Annotated in this window: 13 protein-coding genes; 2 read left to right on the top strand and 11 right to left on the bottom strand. The window is 66.1% G+C overall.

From position 1 onward, the window contains the following. Nucleotides 1-85: 85 nt before the first annotated feature. From thpD to HALZIN_RS0104055, 5 genes are all read right to left on the bottom strand, one after another. Nucleotides 86-991, bottom strand: coding sequence for an ectoine hydroxylase (gene thpD, locus HALZIN_RS0104075; RefSeq protein ID WP_031382972.1), 906 nt, complete (start codon nucleotides 989-991; stop codon nucleotides 86-88). A 190-nt stretch (nucleotides 992-1181) separates the two neighbouring features. Next, nucleotides 1182-3029, bottom strand: a complete 1848-nt coding sequence (locus HALZIN_RS0104070; protein ID WP_031382971.1) for a protein kinase domain-containing protein — start codon at nucleotides 3027-3029, stop codon at nucleotides 1182-1184. A 21-nt stretch (nucleotides 3030-3050) separates the two neighbouring features. Continuing rightward, nucleotides 3051-4367: a 2-oxo acid dehydrogenase subunit E2 gene (locus tag HALZIN_RS0104065; protein WP_031382970.1), complete on the bottom strand. Its 1317-nt coding sequence runs from the start codon at nucleotides 4365-4367 to the stop codon at nucleotides 3051-3053. 32 nt (nucleotides 4368-4399) lie between these two features. Next, on the bottom strand, nucleotides 4400-5377 hold the full coding sequence (locus HALZIN_RS0104060; protein WP_031382969.1) for an alpha-ketoacid dehydrogenase subunit beta: 978 nt from the start codon (nucleotides 5375-5377) through the stop codon (nucleotides 4400-4402). Continuing rightward, nucleotides 5370-6575, bottom strand: a complete 1206-nt coding sequence (locus HALZIN_RS0104055) for a thiamine pyrophosphate-dependent dehydrogenase E1 component subunit alpha (protein WP_031382968.1) — start codon at nucleotides 6573-6575, stop codon at nucleotides 5370-5372. Before HALZIN_RS0104055 ends, HALZIN_RS0104060 begins: the two co-directional genes overlap by 8 nt. A gap of 372 nt (nucleotides 6576-6947) precedes the next feature. Here HALZIN_RS0104055 and HALZIN_RS0104050 point away from each other — a divergent pair, with 372 nt between their 5' ends. Continuing rightward, nucleotides 6948-8882, top strand: coding sequence for an aconitate hydratase (locus HALZIN_RS0104050; RefSeq protein ID WP_031382967.1), 1935 nt, complete (start codon nucleotides 6948-6950; stop codon nucleotides 8880-8882). Here HALZIN_RS0104050 and HALZIN_RS0104045 read toward each other — a convergent pair. The 4 genes from HALZIN_RS0104045 to topA form a co-directional block, all read right to left on the bottom strand. Beyond that, nucleotides 8867-9367, bottom strand: coding sequence for a LabA-like NYN domain-containing protein (locus tag HALZIN_RS0104045; RefSeq protein WP_031382966.1), 501 nt, complete (start codon nucleotides 9365-9367; stop codon nucleotides 8867-8869). The genes HALZIN_RS0104050 and HALZIN_RS0104045 overlap by 16 nt on opposite strands. Before the next feature lie 110 nt (nucleotides 9368-9477). Further along, entirely contained in the window at nucleotides 9478-9717 is a 240-nt protein-coding gene (locus HALZIN_RS0104040) for a hypothetical protein (RefSeq protein WP_031382965.1), read from the bottom strand. Nucleotides 9718-9834: 117 nt separating this feature from the next. After that, complete coding sequence (locus HALZIN_RS0104035; RefSeq protein WP_031382964.1) at nucleotides 9835-10293, bottom strand: DUF6586 family protein; 459 nt, start codon at nucleotides 10291-10293, stop codon at nucleotides 9835-9837. Beyond that, nucleotides 10290-12920: a type I DNA topoisomerase gene (topA, locus tag HALZIN_RS0104030; protein WP_031382963.1), complete on the bottom strand. Its 2631-nt coding sequence runs from the start codon at nucleotides 12918-12920 to the stop codon at nucleotides 10290-10292. The genes HALZIN_RS0104035 and topA overlap by 4 nt, the downstream gene beginning before the upstream one ends. 426 nt (nucleotides 12921-13346) lie before the next feature. Between topA and pyk the strand changes: the two genes are divergently transcribed. Then, entirely contained in the window at nucleotides 13347-14819 is a 1473-nt protein-coding gene (gene pyk, locus HALZIN_RS0104025) for a pyruvate kinase (RefSeq protein ID WP_031382962.1), read from the top strand. A 205-nt stretch (nucleotides 14820-15024) separates the two neighbouring features. Here the strand turns inward: pyk and HALZIN_RS0104020 are convergent, their stop codons facing one another. After that, nucleotides 15025-17238: a DUF3141 domain-containing protein gene (locus tag HALZIN_RS0104020; RefSeq protein WP_051907366.1), complete on the bottom strand. Its 2214-nt coding sequence runs from the start codon at nucleotides 17236-17238 to the stop codon at nucleotides 15025-15027. A gap of 273 nt (nucleotides 17239-17511) precedes the next feature. Then, complete coding sequence (locus tag HALZIN_RS18585; protein WP_031382960.1) at nucleotides 17512-17913, bottom strand: DUF533 domain-containing protein; 402 nt, start codon at nucleotides 17911-17913, stop codon at nucleotides 17512-17514. Nucleotides 17914-18041 lie beyond the last annotated feature (128 nt).

The raw sequence follows: 18041 nt of genomic DNA, 5'->3' as shown, positions 1-18041 counted from the left end.
TGACGCTACTTTCGCCCTCCATGGCGAAAGACCCTTGCTTCAACCTGGCCGCGGCAGCCGGGTGAGGCAGGCTTTGAATGCATTCTTATTCAACCGGCGTCAGCGGCCGCCAGTCCTTGCGGTTGGCCAGGAACTCGGGACGCGGACGGTTGCCGCAGTACGGGTCGTGCAGCGTGTTGTCGACGCTGTTGTAGACGAAGAACAGGTTGCTGCGCGGCCAGCACGACATGTTGATGTTCGAACCGTGCAGGGTGTTGCACTCGAACATCACCAGCGAACCGGAGGGCCCTTTGGGCGCTTCGATGTCGCCCTTGACCATCAAATCGCGCAGGCTGGCATCGTCAGGCACGCCGATGTCCTGGCTCTTCAGCGACTCCTTGTAGTTGTTCTCCGGCGTGCGCCCGACACACGGCACGAAGTACTTGTGCGAGCCAGGCACCAGCATCAGCGGACCGTTGAACTCGCCGTTGTCGGTGAGGATGATCGAACAGCTCACCGAGCGCATGCGCGGCATGCCGTCCTCGCTGTGCCAGGTCTCGAAGTCGGAATGCCAGTCGAAGCCCTTGCCCTTGAAGCCGGGCTTGTAGTTGATGCGCGACTGGTGGATGTAGACATCGCCGCCGAGGATCTGCTGGACCATCGCCAACAGGCGCGGATCGCGGGTCAGGCGGCTGAACCGCTCGGATACCTCGTGGATGCCGAAGATCGAGCGAATCTCCTCCTTGCCGGGCTCGAGAACGGTGCCTTCCGAGAGCTTGAGATCCTCGTCGCTCTCGTAATCGCGCAGCTCCTGCAGAAACGCTTGCATCTCGTCCTCGCCGAAGAAGCTTTCGAAGGAGAGAAAACCCTTGCGGTCGAATTCGTCGAGTTCATCCTCGCTGAGCGGACCCTTGCGTTGCTCGCCTTCGCTATGGACCACCGGGTCGATACGCTCGAACATCCCCAATTTGCGTTCCAGTCGGGTCGGGAACAGGTCTTGAGTCTCTTTCATCGCAAACTCCTCCATTAGTCTGCTTTAATGCGGCGCGCTGCCGTCCGTCCTGTAAACGTAGATGGGGAGGCAGGCCCCAGCAACGCCGTCTCGTCACTGCCTGTCGCCTTCCTGGCGACTCGCTCGAGGCTACGCCTGCGAGGTTCGCATGTATTTAGCCTGTGTTAAACCGATGGCCAGTCGGTTTGCCTCAACCGTTCGTCAGTGACGCTTCGCCACGCGGATCCCGGGGATAGAAACGCGCCGGCAGTCGCTCGATATGCGAGAAGACCTTGGTGTCCTTGTAAGGCATCTTCATATAGCCCGACACGCCCAGCCCGCTGATCTGCGGCACCGCCGTCAGCATCGCATCGAGACAGGCGCGGAATTCGGTCTCGCGCGCGGGGTCGAGCAATCGGTAGTAGCTGTGGATCTTGAGGTGGGTGGGCAGCGCCTCGAAGATGATCAACCCGGTGTGATGGATGGCGTTGAGCGCCTCGAGCTGGGCCATGATCGCCGCCGGCAGTTGCAGGAACTCCTCGGGATCGGGACCGTCCTCGAAATACGAGTGCACCCGGGTGTGATCCTCGAGATCGGGCGCCGCGCTGACTTCGTAGGGCAACGCCAGCCCCGCTTCGGGCTCGAACGGCGCCTGGGGCGAATCACGGTCGATATGCAGGGTATCGCGGGCGTTGAACAGGCAGCTCTTGAACACCCCGCGGCGGTAGATCGCCCGCGCCAGCGAGACCATGTTGTTGACCGCCGCGACGAACGCCGTCTTGAGCGTCAGATCGTGCAGGTTGAGCACGCTGTCGATGTACACGCCGTCGCTCTCCCAGCGCACCGCCAGGCCGCCGACCACCGGGTAGCGCCCGAGCCGGCTGACCGCGGCGAGAAACGCCTTCTCGGTCTCGCCCATGCCCTGCATGAAATTCTTGTAGTAGCGGTCGAGCTGGACGTCGTTGACTGCGCTCAAGGTGTCGCTGGCGGCCTCCTCGCGCAAAAACGACTTGCGCGAGCTGTAGACCACGGTATCGATCTCGCGGTTGCTGGGCCTGACCCACACCGGCACCCGCGCGGTCTCCGCCGGCTCGGCCAGGTCGAGCATTACCAGCCGCGCCAGGCGCGGCATCTCGCTGATGAAATGATCGCCGCCGCGGTGACGCCGCGCCGGGTCGGGGTCGAGCATCGCCTCGAGCATGCGCGCGAACTCCACCGGCAGGCCCAGCGCGGTGGGCGGAATCGCCCGGTGACCGAAGCGGCACGATTGCGCCGAGGCCAGCGCATACAACGTGGCCGCCGTGCCCTGCTCGTCGAAGCGCGGCGACGACAATCCGCCGTTCAACTGCTCGTCGCCGATGAAATAGACGTCGCCGAGCCGCGCATTGGTGTGCTGCAGGTCGGCGGACATCAGCTCCATGACGTTGGTGGTCACGAACTGCTGGCCGGCGTCCAACTGGGCGAATACCGACGAGCCCCAGTCGATCAACGCGATGCGCTCGGTGGCCGGGTCGAAGACCAGGTTCGAGGGCTTGATGTCGCCATGCACGATCGGCCGCACGTGCGGCCCGGTCTCGCGGCGCAGATGGCGCAGGATGTCGGCCAGCTGGGCGGCGATGCGCACCACCAACCGCGGCGACAAGCGCCCGTGGCGTAGCGAGTATTCCTCGAGATTGACCCCCGGGGCGCGCTCCATGACCAGGATCGATTGGCGATTGAGACGCTGATAGGCGACCAGCTTGGGTACCCGCGGGTGATCGACCTGCTCGAGCATGAACGCCTCCTCCTCGAGGCGATCCTGCAGGTGTTGCGGCAAGGTGATGCGCGAGAACTTGAAGACGTGCTCGGCAGCGCGCCCTGCGCCCTGCGGGAGCGCCCCGGCGAACACGAAGCCGTAGGCGCCCTTGCCCACCAGCTCGATGCCGCGATAGCCGAGCTGTTCGAGCTGGCCGCGACACAACGCCACCCAATCCTTGAGCTTGCGCGCATCGTCATGGCTGAGCAGGTAGATCGACTGCTCTTCGGGGATGTAGAACTGCTCCAGGGTTTCCTTGGCCATGACGACGTCCCGGCAATCGGTTCAATGCATCTCGAGCAGCATCGATTGCGGGTCCTCGAGATAGCCCTTCCACTGGTTGCTAAAGCGCGCGATGGCGCCGCCGTCGATGACCCGATGATCCCCCGACCAGGTGACGGTCATGATCGCCCGCGACACCACCTGCCCTTGCGCATCGAAGCGCGGCAGCCACTGCGTGCGGCCCAGCGCGACGATCGCCACCTCCGGCAGGTTGATGAGCGGCGCGGCGTAGGTACCGCCCAGCGCGCCGATGTTGGAGATGCTGATAGTGCCGTCGGCGAGATCCGCCTGGCCGACCCGGCCCTCGCGGGCGGCCTCGGTCAGCCGCGCCACCTCGCGGGCGATCTCGAGCAGGCTCAACTGCTCGACGCGCTTGACGTTGGGCACCAGCAGGCCGGCCCGGCTGTCCACCGCCATGCCGATGTTGCAGTGCGGCTGGTAGTGGATCTCGCTGACGGCGGCGTCGACCCGGCTGTTGAGCAGCGGATGGGCTTGAAGCGCCAGCGCCAGCGCCTTCATCACCAGCGGCATCAGCGTGAGCCGCGTGCCGGCCGCCTCGGCCTGCGCCTTGAGCCGCTCGCGCAGCGCCAGCAGCTCGGTGACGTCGATCTCGTCGCCGTAACTGAAATGCGGGATCGTCGTCGCCGACTCGACCATGCGCTTGGCCATCACCGCGCGCATGCCGCGAATCGGCTCGACCCGCGCCGCGCCCCCGCTAGCCGTGGGCGCGGCTTGCGACGTCTGACGCGGCCCGTCGCCGCGCCTGTCGAACGCCAGCACGTCCTCCTTGAGCACCCGACCGTGCTTGCCGGAGCCGGGGATCGCCGCCAGCGACACGCCGAGCTCGCGCACCAGCCGGCGCACCGCGGGGCTGGCCGGAATGCGCCCATGCGGGCCACCGGCGGATTGATTCGGCGCGTTGCGTGCCGTTTCGTCCTGGCGCGCAGGCGCGCTTGCCGCCTGGCGTTCGGCCGGCAACTCGACGGGGGGCGTGACCGCCTCGGGATGACCGCTGTCGTGCGCGGGTTCGCGCTCGGCGGCGTCCTGCGTCGCGCCGCTGTCCGCGTCGTCGTCTTCCGCGCGCTCCAGCGGCGTGTAGGCGAACAGCGGCGAATGCACCCGGGCATTCTCCTGCTGTTGATAGTAGAGCCGCGTCACTCGTCCGGCCTCGGGCGCGGTGATCTCGACCAGCGCCTTGTCGGTCATCACCTCGACCACCGGCTGGTCCTCCTCGATGGTGTCGCCCTCGCCGACCAGCCATTTGACCAGCTCGCACTCGACGATGCCTTCGCCGATGTCCGGCAGTATGAAATCGCTCATGATTGTCTCCTGAAATCGCCGGGCTGCCGGTTCTAGAATTCGATGGTCTGCTTGATCGCTTCGAAGATCTTCAGATGATCGGGCAGATACTCCTTCTCCAGGGTCAGCGGGAACGGCGTATCCAGTCCGGTCACCCGGGCGATCGGCGACTCCAGGTAGAGAAAGCAGCGGCTCTGCACGGTGGCGGCGATCTCGGCGGCAAAACCGCCGGTCAGCGGCGCCTCGTGGGTGATCACCAGCCGGCCGGTCTTGAGCACCGACGCGACCACCGTCTCGGCGTCCCACGGCAGGATGCTGCGCAGGTCGATGATCTCGCAGGCGATCCCCTGCCTGGCGGCGAGCTCGGCGGCCTTGCCGGCCACCTCCATCTGCGCGCCCCAGGCCACCAGGGTGATGTCGTCGCCCTGCTGGGTGACTTCCGCCGTGCCCAGCGGCAGCTGGTAGTCCTCTTCGGGGACCTCGCCGGTGGAGGCGCGGTAAAGCCGCTTGGGCTCGAAGAACAGCACCGGGTCCGGGTCGCGGATCGCCGCCAGCAGCAGGCCCTTGGCCTGGTGCGGGTTGCGCGGCACGACGATCTTGAGCCCCGGGGTGTGGGCGAAGTAGGCCTCGGGCGACTGCGAGTGGTAGAGCCCGCCGGAGATACCGCCGCCGTAGGGCGCGCGCAGAGTCAGGCCGCCGACGTTGAACAGGTTGCCCGAGCGATAGCGGAACTTGGCGGTCTCGTTGACCAGCTGATCGAAGGCCGGAAAGATGTAGTCGGCGAACTGGATCTCGGCGACCGGCACCGAGCCCTGGGCGGCCAGGCCGTTGGCGAAGCCGACGATGCCCTGCTCGACCAGCGGGGTGTTGAAGCAGCGATCGCGGCCGTACTTGTCCTGCAGGTGGCTGGTGGCGCGGAACACCCCGCCGAACACCCCGACGTCCTCGCCGAAGCAGATCACCTTGTCGTCGGCGGCCATCGCCGTGTCCAGCGCCTGGTTGATGGCCTGCAGCATGTTCATGTTAGGCATCGCGAGTGCCTCCTTGCTCGGCATCTAGGCCGGGCGCGCTCTTGGGATAGGCCTCGGGATACTTGCGGATATGCGCCTTGAGCGCCTCGAGCTGCGCGGCGAGCGCCGGCGTCACCTGGTGGTAGACGTCGCTGACCAGGCTGTCGAGCGGCGGCGGCGGGCGCTTCTCGGCGCGTTTCATGGCTTCGAGCACCTCGCGCCGCCGGACTTCCTGCTCCTGCTTTTCCTCCTCCTCGCTCCACCAGCCCTGGCCCTCGAGCCACAGCTTCATGCGCAGCACCGGGTCCTTGTCGCGCCAGGCTTCCTCCTCCTTGCGACTGCGATAGCCCGAGGGATCGTCCGACGACGAGTGCGCGGCGAGGCGGTAGGTCATCGCCTCGATCAGCACCGGTTGGTTGTGCCCCACCGCCAGCTTGCGCGCTTCCTGGGTGGCCTGGTAGACGGCGAGGATGTCGTTGCCGTCGACCCGGATCACCTTCATGCGATAGCCGAAGGCGCGCGGCGCGATGCCGTCGGCGGAAAACTGCTCCACCGCCGGCGTGGAGATCGCGTAGCCGTTGTTGCGGCACAGGAAGATCACCGGCACGCGATGCACCGAGGCCATGTTGAGCGCGGCGTGGAAGTCGCCCTCCGAGGCCGCGCCCTCGCCGAACACGGTGATCGTGCAGTGGCCTTCGCCGGCCAGCTTCTGGCCGTAGGCGTAGCCGGTGGCCTGGGGGATCTGGGTCGCCAGCGGCGACGAGATGGTCAGGTAGTTGAGCTTTTTCGAGCCGTAGTGAACCGGCATCTGCCGCCCGCGGCCGTAGTCGCGATCGTTGCCGAACAGCTGGTTCATGAATTCGTCGACAGCGAAGCCGCGATAGGCCAGCGCGCCCTGCTCGCGGTACTGGGCCATGATCATGTCGCCATCGTCGAGCGCCGCGGTACTGCCGATCACCGTGGCCTCCTCGCCGGTGGACTGCATGTAGAAGCTCAGCCGGCCCTGGCGCTGGGCGGCCAGCATGCGCTCGTCGAGCACCCGGGTGAACAGCATGGCGCGGTAGATGCGCAGCGCCTTGTCCTTGTCGAGTGGCGGAAGCTTGGCGTTCTTGTAGGGCGTGCCGTCCTGCTTGAGCAGCTTGAAGACGGGGATCTGAAACTCGTCGCCGTTCATGAAGTCGGGCCGGTGAACGACGCTGGACCTTGTTGTTGTGCTCATCGGATCTTCCCTTGTCGTCGCCCGGATCGCGGGCGAGTGGTCGCGCGTTAAACGCCGTGCCGGCGCGGTCGCCTTGTGGGCCTGTGCGCCGCAGGGCAAGCCGGCTCACCCTGAATCACTTTAAAGCAGCCGCCTGGCCTATGGGATCGGCGCTTGGTCGTAGGCGCCGAGGCGAGCCAAGGCGACTAGTTGACGTTAACGTAAGATAGAGGATCGAGGCCGCAACGTCAGCCGTCGTGGCATGCAACGTTAGTCGAGCACGACGAGTTGGCGGCACGGGGCATTTTTCTACACTGGTAATAACAGGGGCACGGATTTGCCTGTCCGCACCGCAACCGCAACGCCGCAGGTCGGCGTGAAAGGAGGCACACGATGGCCATGAACGTGGCACACCAGCTGATCGACGCGCACCTCGTCGAGGGAAAAATGGCCCCGGGCGAGGCGATCGCGCTGTCCATCGATCAGACGCTGACCCAGGACGCCACCGGCACCATGGTGATGCTGGAACTCGAGGCGATGGGCCTCGAGCGAGTCAAGACCGAGGTGTCGGCACAGTACGTGGACCACAACCTGATCCAGGAGGACAACAAGAATCCCGACGATCACCGCTTTTTGCAAAGCGCCGCCGCGCGGCTGGGGGTGTGGTTCTCGCGCGCCGGCAACGGGGTCAGCCACCCCACCCACCAGCAGCACTTCGGCCAGCCCGGCAAGACCCTGCTGGGCTCCGACAGCCACACCCCGGCCGCCGGCTCGATGGGCATGCTGGCGATCGGCGCCGGCGGCATCGACGTGGCGATGGCCATGGCCGGCGAACCCTTCCACCTCAAGATGCCCGAGGTCTGGGGGGTCAGGCTGACCGGCGAGCTGCCCGACTGGGTCAGCGCCAAGGACGTGATCCTCGAGATGCTGCGCCGTCACGGCGTCGACGGCGGCATCGGGCGGATCATCGAATACTACGGTCCCGGCCTTGCCTGCCTGTCGGCAATGGATCGCCACGTGATCGCCAACATGGGCGCCGAGCTCGGCGCCACCACCAGCGTGTTTCCCGCCGACGACGCGGTACAGCGTTTCCTCGCGGCCGTGGGCCGAGGCGACGACTTCAGCCCCCTCGCGGCCGATGACGGCGCCGGCTACGACATCGACGAGAAGATCGATCTTTCACGCCTCGAGCCGCTGATCGCCACGCCCTCGAGCCCCGGTAACGTGGTACCGGTACGCGAGGTCGCCGGCGAAAGCCTCTCCCAGGCGTATATCGGCTCTTCCGCCAATCCCGGCTATCGGGATTTCGCGATCGCCGCCGAAATGCTCAAGGATCGCCGGATCAGCGACTGGGTATCGTTCGACATCAACCCCACCTCGCGCTCGATCCTCGAGACGCTCGATCGCGACGGCCACGTGCTCAGCCTGCTGGGCGCCGGCGGGCGACTGCACCAGGCCGGCTGCAACGGCTGCATCGGCATGGGCCAGGCCCCGGCCAACGACAGCAACAGCCTGCGCACCACGCCGCGCAACTTTCCCGGCCGCTCCGGCACCCGCGAGGACCGGGTCTTCCTGTGCAGTCCCGAGACCGCCACCGCCTCGGCGCTCAACGGGGCGATCAGCGATCCGCGCGATCTCGACTTCGCCTACCCGCGCGTCAGCGAGCCCGACGATCCACTGATCGACGTTCGCGATCTGATGCCGCCATTGGAGCCCGACGCCGCGCGCAAGGTGGAATTGATCAAGGGACCCAACATCGCCTCGCTGCCGGAATTCGAGGCGATCGCCGACCGTCTGGAACTACCGGTGCTGCTGAAGATGCACAACGACGTGTCGACCGACGAGATCATGCCGGCCGGCAACGAGGTGCTGCCGTATCGCAGCAATATCCCGCGCATCGCCGAATTCTGCTTTCGCGGCATCGACGAGGAGTATCCGCAGAAAGCCGAGGCCAGCGGCGATCACTGCGTCATCGCCGGGCGCAACTACGGCCAGGGCTCGAGCCGCGAGCACGCCGCCATCGCACCGCGCTACAACGGCCTGCGAGTGGCCATCGCCAAGAGCTTTGCGCGCATCCACTGGCAGAACCTGGTGAACTTCGGCGTGCTGCCGTTGCGCTTCGACGATCCCGGCGATTACGACACCCTGGAAAGCGGCCAGACGCTAACCTTCGAGGGTGTGCACGAGACCCTGAAGCAGGGCGATCGCATCGCCGTCCAAAGCGATGACGGCGAAATCGTGCTGCGCCACGACCTGACCCCGCGCCAGGTCGAGATACTGCTCGAAGGCGGACTGGTCAACTGGATGAAGCGTCACCGCGAAGGCTGAGCCGGGCGCGCCGCCAGCAGCAGCGGCGCGTCGATGGCGATGAACGGCGAGGCCGCGCGCACCAGCGCTTCGGCGCTGAGTCGAGCGACGCCGTAGACCTCGACCGGGACCGCGAAGCGCTGGCCGACACGCTGCACCAGCAGCGCGAAATCGCCGTCGCCGGACACCAGCACCAAGCGGTCGACGCGCTCGGCGAGTTCGATGGCGTCGAGGGCAATGCCGACGTCCCAGTCGCCCTTCGCCGAGCCGTCGCGGCGCTGGATGTAGGGCTTGAGTTTCACCTCGAAACCGATGGCGCGCAGGATGTTCTGGAACTGGCGCTGCTTGTCGTCGCCGCGGTCGACCGCGTAGGCGTGGGCCGCGACCACCTCGCGCCCGGCGCTGGCCTGCGCCCAGAAGGCGTTGTAGTCGAAATGCCGGCCGAACGCCTGGCGAGTGGTGTAGTAGACGTTCTGCACGTCGACCAGAATGGCTACACGTTGCATGCCGCCCCCTCGTTGGTTGCCGGATGGATCAGGAGCGTGCTGGCTAGCGGGTACGATTCAGGCCCGCCATGGATTTCATTCATGAGCGGGCACGGCAACGTGCCCGACAGTCAATGCATCGTCTCGGGCAGCGACGTTGCGTCCTTCTCGCCCTCCCACAGGGTGGTCTGGGTTATCGCGTGATCGATCATCTTCCGGGCCACCTCGAAGCGACTCTGACTCAGCAGCTCGGCGGCTTCCTCGGAGATGCGAATGCTCAACAGCGGCTCGCCCTCGCCTTCATCGGCCGGGCGCAACACGAATTCGCCATCGGCGAGTTCGACGATTTCCAACACGGCAGTCTCTGACACGGTCACCTCGATTCATTGCGCCATGGCTGGTTATTCCTTGGCAACAAAAAACGACCACGGCATACGGCCATGGTCGTTATTCTATGACGACAGCCTAACACTTAGCGCGCCTGGGCGTCACCATTCGACGCTGGTTTCGCGCAACGCGGCGAGCTCGTCCTTGAAGGCCCGCAGGCACCAGTGTAGCTCGTCGCCCAGGGTCACGCGATCGGCGGCGACGATCAGCGAATCGCTCGCCTCGCGCCGCGCCGCGCCCTCGACATCGTGCAGCGCATGCAGTCGCAGACAGAGCCTCGCCAGCCAACTTTCCGGGTCGTCGCGCAGCACCCGCAGGCGGCGCAACTCGGCGACGCCTTCATCCTGGCCTTCCAGCAGTTCCCGCCAGTCGTGACGCTTAAACGCAGCATGCTCGGTGAGTTCGCGCAACGCCGCGTCGAGCGCCAGCTCGGCAAGCGCCAGCGTGCCCTCCTCGATCGCCATGTGCCGCGCCGCGGCATGCTCGTCGTCGCCGGGCTCGCAGGCGAGCAGCAATTCGGCCTGGTAGAGCAACTGGTTGGTGCGTCCTCGGGGAGTCACTTGCGCTTGTCCTCGATCTGCCAGCGGCCGTCCTCGTAAATCGCCTTCCAGCCGGTGGCCCTGCCCTCCTCGTCGCTCATCACGTACTGGCTCTTGGTCTTGCGCGAGAAGCGGATCTGCGCCGGCCGGCCGTCGGGGTCCTGGGCGGGAGCCTCGAGCAGGAAGTGATACTTCTCGGGCAGCTCCTTGGCGTGGGCCTTGAGTTCGGCGACCAGCGGCGCGCGGGTCTCGCGATTCTTGGGAAACTGGCTGGCGGCCAAGAACAGCCCGCTGGCGCCGTCGCGCAGCACGTAATGGTCGTCGACCTTCTGGCAGGCCAGCTCGGGCATCGGGATCGGGTCCATCTTGGGCGGCGCCACCTCGCCGCTTCTAAGCAGCTTGCGGGTATTCTTGCAATTCTCGTTGGTGCAGCCGAAATACTTGCCGAAGCGGCCCGACTTCAACTGCATGTCGCTGCCGCACTTGTCGCACTCGATGGTCGGCCCTTCGTAGCCCTTGAGCTTGAACTTGCCGGACTCGATCTCGTGGCCGTCGCAATCGGGGCTGTTGCCGCAGATATGCAATTTGCGGGTCTCGTCGATCAGGTAGCTGTCCATCGCCGTGCCGCACTTGGGGCAGCGACGCTTGGCGCGCAGCGCATCGGTCTCGGCGTCCTCGCCGGCCTCGGCGGCGACCGCCTCGTCGCCGGGAATCAGGTCGATGGTGGTCTTGCAGCGCTCCTTGGGCGGCAGGTTGTATCCCGAGCAGCCCAGGAATACCCCGGTCGAGGCGGTGCGAATCTGCATCTTGCGCCCGCACTTGGGGCAGTCGATGTCGGTGGGCACCGGCTGGTTGGGGCGCATGCCGTCCTCGCCCTCGGCTGTTTCCAGCTTGGCCCGGAACTCGGCGTAGAAGGCGTCGAGCAGCGTCCGCCAGTTGCGCTCGCCTTCGGCGACCTCGTCGAGGCTGTCCTCCATGCGCGCGGTGAAGCCGTAATCCATCAGGTCGCTGAACGATTCGGCCAGCCGGTCGGTGACGATGTCGCCGAGCTTCTCGGCATAGAAGCGCCGGCTCTCGAGCTTGACGTAGCCGCGATCCTGAATGGTCGAGATGATCGAGGCGTAGGTCGACGGCCGGCCGATGCCGCGCTTCTCCAGCTCCTTGACCAGGCTCGCCTCGGTGTAGCGCGCCGGCGGCTTGGTGAAGTGCTGCTGCGGGTCGAGGCGCTCGAGCACCATCGCGGTGCCCTCGGCCAGATCGGGCAGCGTCTGGTCCTCGTCCTTCTTGCCGGTCGGCTTCATGACCCGGGTATAACCGTCGAACTTGAGCACGCGGCCCTTGGCGCGCAGCTCGAAGCCCTGGGTTTCCACCGTCAGCGTGGTCGACAGGTACTCCGCCGGGGTCATCTGGCAGGCCACGAACTGGCGCCAGATCAGCTCGTAGAGCCGCTCGGCATCGCGCTCCATGCCGGCCAGGTCGGCGGCGGTGCGCGTCACCTCGGAGGGACGGATCGCCTCGTGGGCCTCCTGGGCGCCCTCCTTGCTCGAATAGCGCAGCGGCGCTTCGGGCAGGTAGCGCTGGCCGAACTGACCCTCGATGTAGTCGCGCACACCGCTCACCGCTTCCTGCGAAAGATTGGTGGAATCGGTACGCATGTAGGTGATGTAACCCGCCTCGTAGAGACGCTGGGCCAGGGTCATGGTCTTCTTCACCGAGAATCCCAGCCGGCCGCTGGCGGCCTGCTGCAGGGTCGAGGTGATGAACGGCGCGTTGGGCTTGGAGCGGGTCGGCTTCTCCTCGCGGGCGGTGATCTCAAGATCGGCCTTGTGAAGCGCTGCGATGCGCGTAAGGGTCTCGGCCTCGGAGGTGGGCCGGAACGGCTTGCCGTCCTGGCGCACCAGTTCGAAGCGTATCGGCTCGCCTGCTGAACTGACCAGATCGGCATGCACGTCCCAGAACTCTTCGGGAACGAAGGCGCGGATCTCGCGCTCGCGCTCGACGATCAGGCGCACCGCCACCGATTGCACGCGCCCGGCGGACAGCCCGCGGGCGACCTTGCTCCACAGCAATGGAGAAAGCATGAAACCCACCACCCGGTCGAGGAAGCGCCGCGTCTGCTGCGCCTCGACCCGCGGCATGTTGAGGCTGCCCGGCTCCTTGAAGGCTTCCTGAATGGCGTTCTTGGTGATCTCGTTGAACACCACCCGCTTGTAACGTTCGTCATCGCCACCGATGGTCTCGCGCAGGTGCCAGGCGATCGCCTCCCCCTCGCGGTCCAGGTCGGTGGCGAGATAGATGGTGTCGGCCTTGCTGGCCAGCTTGGCCAGCTCCTCGACGACCTTCTCCTTGCCCGGCAGGATCTCGTAGTTGGCCTGCCAGCCATGCTCCGGGTCGATGCCCATGCGCCGCACCAGCTGATGCCAGGACTTCTGCTTCTGGTAGACAGCTTTCTCCTCGGGGGACATCTTGCGTGTCGCCGCTGCCTGCCTGGCGCGCTCCTTGGGATCGCTGACGTTCTTGCCGGAGCCGCTGGTCGGCAGGTCGCGAATGTGGCCGACGCTCGACTTCACGATGAAATCGTTGCCGAGGTACTTGTTGATCGTCTTGGCCTTGGCTGGCGACTCAACGATGACCAGTGACTTGCCCATAGTGCTCCACTTTCTACGTGTCGAGTCCGCATGCATGACGCGGCGACGTGTACGACGTACCGAACGCGAACGCCGGTGACAAAATGCGCTTACCCTACCCCAGCCATCCGCTGGGCGCCAGTCGCTGCATGGCGTCAAGTGCGAGGCGGGTTTTCATGACACTAGACGCGCGGCCAGGCTTGGCGCAAGCCTGCCATGGCGGCCGGCCTGGTCCCACACTGCGCTCGGTCGGACGCGCGGAGTCGGGGATCGCGCGGCTTTCACGTCCGGCGACAACGTGCTGTACTATGATGTAGTAAAATGACTACATGTTGTCGCAGGCACGACCGCCAGGCTTGTTGACGTGGACTTCCGCACAAGCACTTTGCATGGCGGACGATCGTTGCCACCTTTATAGAGACAGTACCGAGCAGTAAGGAGCTTCTCATGCCGGACTTGCACGGCCATGCCCCCCTTCGCCGCACCAAGATCGTCGCCACCCTGGGCCCCGCCAGCGATCGCGAGGGCGTACTCGACGAACTCATCCGTATCGGCGTCGACGTGGTGCGGCTGAACTTTTCCCACGGCTCGCCCGAGGATCATCGCCGCCGCCTGAGTGCGGTGCGCGAAGCCGCCGAGCGTCATGGTCGCAGCGTCGCCGCGCTCGGCGACCTGCAGGGCCCGAAGATTCGCATCGCCCGTTTCGCCGACGGCGCGGTTACGCTCGTCGAGGATCAGACGTTCATCCTCGACGTGTCGCTTGCGCGCGATGCCGGCGATGCCACCCAGGTCGGTTGCGACTACAAGACGCTGGCCGACGACGTCAGCGCCGGCGACGTGCTGCTGCTCGACGACGGCCGCCTCGAACTGGAAGTAATCAAGGTCGAGCCACCGCGGGTCCATACCACGGTGCGCGTCGGCGGCAAGCTGTCCAACAACAAGGGCATCAACAAGCAGGGCGGCGGCCTGTCGGCGGCGGCCCTCACCGACAAGGACCGCGAGGATCTAAAGACCGCCATCGATATCGGCGTCGATTACCTCGCGGTGTCGTTCCCGCGCTCGGCGGCCGACATGCAGCTGGCCCGCGAGCTGCTCGGCGAGGCCGGCGCCGAGATCGGCCTGGTGGCCAAGATCGAACGCGCCGAGGCGGTCGCCGACCCCGAGGTGATGGACGACATCATCCGCGCCTCCGAGGCGGTGATGGTAGCCCGCGGCGATCTCGGCGTGGAGATCGGCGACGCCCAGTTGATCGGCGTGCAGAAGCGCCTGATCCAGCGCGCGCGTAGCCTCAATCGCGCGGTGATCACCGCCACCCAGATGATGGAGTCGATGATCACCTCGCCGTTGCCGACCCGTGCCGAGGTGTTCGACGTCGCCAACGCCGTGCTCGACGGCACCGATGCGGTGATGCTCTCCGCCGAGACCGCCGCCGGCGACTACCCGGTCGAAACCGTCGAGGCGATGCAGCGCCTGTGCCTGGGCGCCGAGCGCGAACGCAGCATCCAGGAGTCCAAGCACCGCATCCACGAGGATTTCACCCGCATCGACGAAACGGTGGCGCTATCCGCAATGTACGCCGCCAACCATCTGGCCGGCGTGGCGGCGATCGCCTGCATGACCGCCACCGGCTACACGCCGCTGATCGCCTCGCGCATCCGCTCGGGACTGCCGATCGTCGGACTGGCCCACAGCCCCATCGCCCAGCGGCGCATGGCGCTGTATCGCGGCGTGGTCTCGCTGCCCTTCGACACTACCAACATTCCGCCCGAGGAGCTCGATGTGCGCGCCCTGCGATTGCTCCGCGACCGCGGCATCGCCGAGCCCGACGATCATGTGATCCTGACTCGCGGCGATCACATGAACGCGCATGGCGGCACCAACTCGATGAAGATTCTCGACCTGGACGCGGCGTCGTCATGAGCGGTGAGGTCAGCGGCCCCGAGCGTCCGCGACGCCAGATTCAGCGCACCCTGCCGGCGAGAAAGCGCATCGCGCTGATCGCCCATGACGCCAAGAAGACGGAACTGCTCCAATGGGCGGGACGCTGGCACGAGACCCTCGCCAAGCCCGGCCACATGAAAGCCCCCTGGCCCGCCGTGCCGATCAGGGGTTTTCGAGCGTTACGTCACGCCGGCCCGGGTCTGGCTTCCGGCTTGGCCCGCGCGAACAATTCGCGCACCCGATCGAGGCGTGACTGGGTACGCTCGGACAGCGGCGCACTGGCCTCGACGACATGCTCGATGTGCGCAAGATGCGCGTCGATGGCCTGTGCGTTCTGGCCCTCGAGCAGGGTTGGCAGCGCCTCCAGGGCCGCCGGCGAATCCAGCTTGAGAATGAAGAACTGCTCGCGGACCAGCGCCTTGAACGTGCTCAGATTGATATCCGGCTCGATCTGGGCACGGGTTTGCTTGAGCCGCTGGAAGTTGCGCTCGTCGGTGGATGGCGCGCCCCCCAGCACGAAGATCAGCGCGCGCATCACTGCGTGATGGCTGTCGCCCTCGGCGATCCGTCCGCGCAGCGCCTCCATGCGCTGGGCGATGAAGCGGCCATGCTCGGGCTCGAGCCCGGGGCGACGGTTGGGCAGCTCGCCACGGTCGACGCCGAGCCCGGCCAATGTCTGCAACCAGGGCTGACCGTAGGTCTCCAGAAACAGCCATTCGATGCCTTGGTCACGCACGTCGCGCAAGACATTGAGGGCGTTGACGATCTGATCCGAGAGCATGCTCTCGGCGACCCGAAACGGGTTGTCGTTGCCGACCGCAGCGCGGTTGGCCTTGACGAAATCGGCCATCACCGGCAACGGCACGCTGGCCGGATTGCGATCCGAGAGCAGCTTGTAGCCCAGCCGGATGGGGTGCATGCGGCGTATCCAGCGCGCCGCCTCGGGGGTCACGATCGCCTGCATCCAGGGCTGCGCGTAGCGCTGGTATATCCCCAGATTGATCTCCGAGACCCTGGCCAGGGTGGCGAAGCGCCGCTCGTCCTCGTGGATCGGCTGGACGATGGCGTTGACATCGTCGAGATCGCGCGGGGTGAACTCGAGCAGGTAATCGCCATCGACATGCTGCGCTGCGGACCCGTCACCGGGCCGTTCGTTGACTGCGGCCTCGTAGAGCCCCGGCGGCAGGATATCGATGTAATCCATGTTCTCCGTGAACTCGGCGTGCTCCTTGCGCGAGACGCTGCCCGAGACGAAGATGCCCAGATGGCCGGTGGTATCGTGGACGCAATAGACGATGGTCTGGTCGTTGGCCTGGATGTCGTCGACACTGCCGTAAAGATCGCGAATCCAGCCCAGCGCCTGGGGCGGCGGCGTGATGTCGTCGCCCTTCGAGCAGAACACCACGATCGGCGAGCGCACGTTGCGCAGGTCGATGCGCCGGCCGTCGCGGGTCTGCAACTGGGCGCTGCTCAGTCGGTTGCCGATGAACAGATTGTCGACGATATACTGGATCTCGGCACCGTCGAGGACCACGTGGCCGCCCCACCAGCGCTCGAATTCCAGATAGCGACGCGCCTCGCTGTCGACGTTGGCGAACAGGTTGTACTGCTTGCTCCACAGCGTATTGGCCGGATTGAGCTTCTCGAAGTTCTGCACCAGCCAGGCGCCATCGAAATTGCCCGCCCCCAGATCGCTGGCGAAGGCGGTCAGCCAACTGCCGCCGAGCATCCCGCCGGAGTAGCGCATCGGCGCCTTGCCGCGCTCGCCCGCCCAGTAGGAGAGCGGCGCGCCGGCGATCAGGATGGGCCCGAAACAGTCGGGCTCGAGCGCCGCCGCCATCATCAGCTGCCAGCCGGCCTGACAGTTGCCGACGACCATCGGTTTCTCGTCGGTCTGCGGGTGACGCTCGATGATCTGACGCAGGAAATGCGCTTCGGCCTCGACGACGTCCTCCACCGTCTGCCCAGGCACCGGAAACGGCAGAAAACCGATGAAGTAGCAGGGATGACCGGCGCGCAGCGCCACGCCGATCTCGCTGTCGGGCTTGAAGCCGCCGATGCCCGGCCCATGACCGGCACGCGGGTCGACGACCACGAACGGGCGCATGTCGTCGTCGACGATAACGCCCTCGGGCGGCAGCACGCGCATCAGCTCGTAATTGACCGGACGCGGCAGATCCCGCCCATCGACCAGCATCTCGGTCGCGAAGCCCAGCACGCTGGGACGGGTCTTTTCCATGTGCTCGAGGTACTGGTTGCCGCGCTGTCGCATGACATCCAGATAGAGCACGCTGCGCTCGGCGGCGTCACGCCAATAGTCGATGGCGGCGCGACCGATCCCCAGCGGATCCCAGAAGGTCGTGGCCGCCTGCGCCATGGAGGCATAAAGAGACAACATGGTGAAAGCTCCCGTAGTGGCTTTGCTGCACTGCATGATAAGGGTAACGCCATCTTGCCTGCCATGCAGCCAACAAAAGCCCTCGATTGCGGGTTCATTTCGGACCATGGCGCGACGACTCGCAGCCGGCAGCGGCGGAAACAGGCCTGAAGGGTCCGGAAATGCAGATACGTGGCGCCCGGCGTTGCGGGCGTCACGGTAGAGCGGGATGCAGCGCCAAGCGCGCGCCGAACGCCGTCGGCGACCACGTGGCCATGAAGGCGAGTTGCCGACTCAAGGCACCTGTGGCGGTTCGGCGTCGTCGCGCTGGGTCGCGAAGGAGCCCGTCGACGTTCCGGCGGCCGGCGTTCCGGCGGCCGGCGTTCCGGCGGCCGGCGTCTCGGAGACCCGCGTCTCGGCGATCGTCTCGTCGCCGTTGGATGATGGCGTCGCGTCGTCCAGCCCGCGCGATGGGCTGCGCTCGCGTTCGCTGCGTGCCCGCCAGGCCAGCGCACCGACCCCCGCCACCAGGCCGTACTTGAGGGCCTTGCCGAGCACGCCGCGTCCATGGCGGCTGCTCAACAATAGCCCGAGCGCACCGCCCATCAGTGCGCTGCGGCCATCGACGCGGCGCGCCTGGCTGTAGCATTGGTCGACCAGGCGGGCCAGTTCATCGCTACGGTGCTTGTCATCCATGGGGTCTCTCCTGGGTGGGGCGAACAATTGCTTACTCTTAACTACTAGCCGGCTCAGCGCCAGTTGCAAGTCCGGCGATGCCTCGCCGTGAGTCGGCAGGCACCATCGCCCATCCCGACAGCCACTTG

The organism is Halomonas zincidurans B6, assembly GCF_000731955.1.
GTDB classification, from domain to species: Bacteria; Pseudomonadota; Gammaproteobacteria; order Pseudomonadales; family Halomonadaceae; genus Modicisalibacter; species Modicisalibacter zincidurans.
The sequence above is the reverse complement of the archived record's forward strand: the minus strand, read 5'-3'. Positions and strand labels throughout refer to the sequence as shown.

What these genes read in the sequence shown, in the direction of transcription:
- thpD (WP_031382972.1), bottom strand. Translation starts at nt 991, where the DNA reads ATGAAAGAGACTCAAGACCTGTTCCCGACCCGACTGGAACGCAAATTG.
- HALZIN_RS0104070 (WP_031382971.1), bottom strand. Translation starts at nt 3,029, where the DNA reads ATGGCCAAGGAAACCCTGGAGCAGTTCTACATCCCCGAAGAGCAGTCG.
- HALZIN_RS0104065 (WP_031382970.1), bottom strand. Translation starts at nt 4,367, where the DNA reads ATGAGCGATTTCATACTGCCGGACATCGGCGAAGGCATCGTCGAGTGC.
- HALZIN_RS0104060 (WP_031382969.1), bottom strand. Translation starts at nt 5,377, where the DNA reads ATGCCTAACATGAACATGCTGCAGGCCATCAACCAGGCGCTGGACACG.
- HALZIN_RS0104055 (WP_031382968.1), bottom strand. Translation starts at nt 6,575, where the DNA reads ATGAGCACAACAACAAGGTCCAGCGTCGTTCACCGGCCCGACTTCATG.
- HALZIN_RS0104050 (WP_031382967.1), top strand. Translation starts at nt 6,948, where the DNA reads ATGGCCATGAACGTGGCACACCAGCTGATCGACGCGCACCTCGTCGAG.
- HALZIN_RS0104045 (WP_031382966.1), bottom strand. Translation starts at nt 9,367, where the DNA reads ATGCAACGTGTAGCCATTCTGGTCGACGTGCAGAACGTCTACTACACC.
- topA (WP_031382963.1), bottom strand. Translation starts at nt 12,920, where the DNA reads ATGGGCAAGTCACTGGTCATCGTTGAGTCGCCAGCCAAGGCCAAGACG.
- pyk (WP_031382962.1), top strand. Translation starts at nt 13,347, where the DNA reads ATGCCGGACTTGCACGGCCATGCCCCCCTTCGCCGCACCAAGATCGTC.
- HALZIN_RS0104020 (WP_051907366.1), bottom strand. Translation starts at nt 17,238, where the DNA reads ATGTTGTCTCTTTATGCCTCCATGGCGCAGGCGGCCACGACCTTCTGG.
- HALZIN_RS18585 (WP_031382960.1), bottom strand. Translation starts at nt 17,913, where the DNA reads ATGGATGACAAGCACCGTAGCGATGAACTGGCCCGCCTGGTCGACCAA.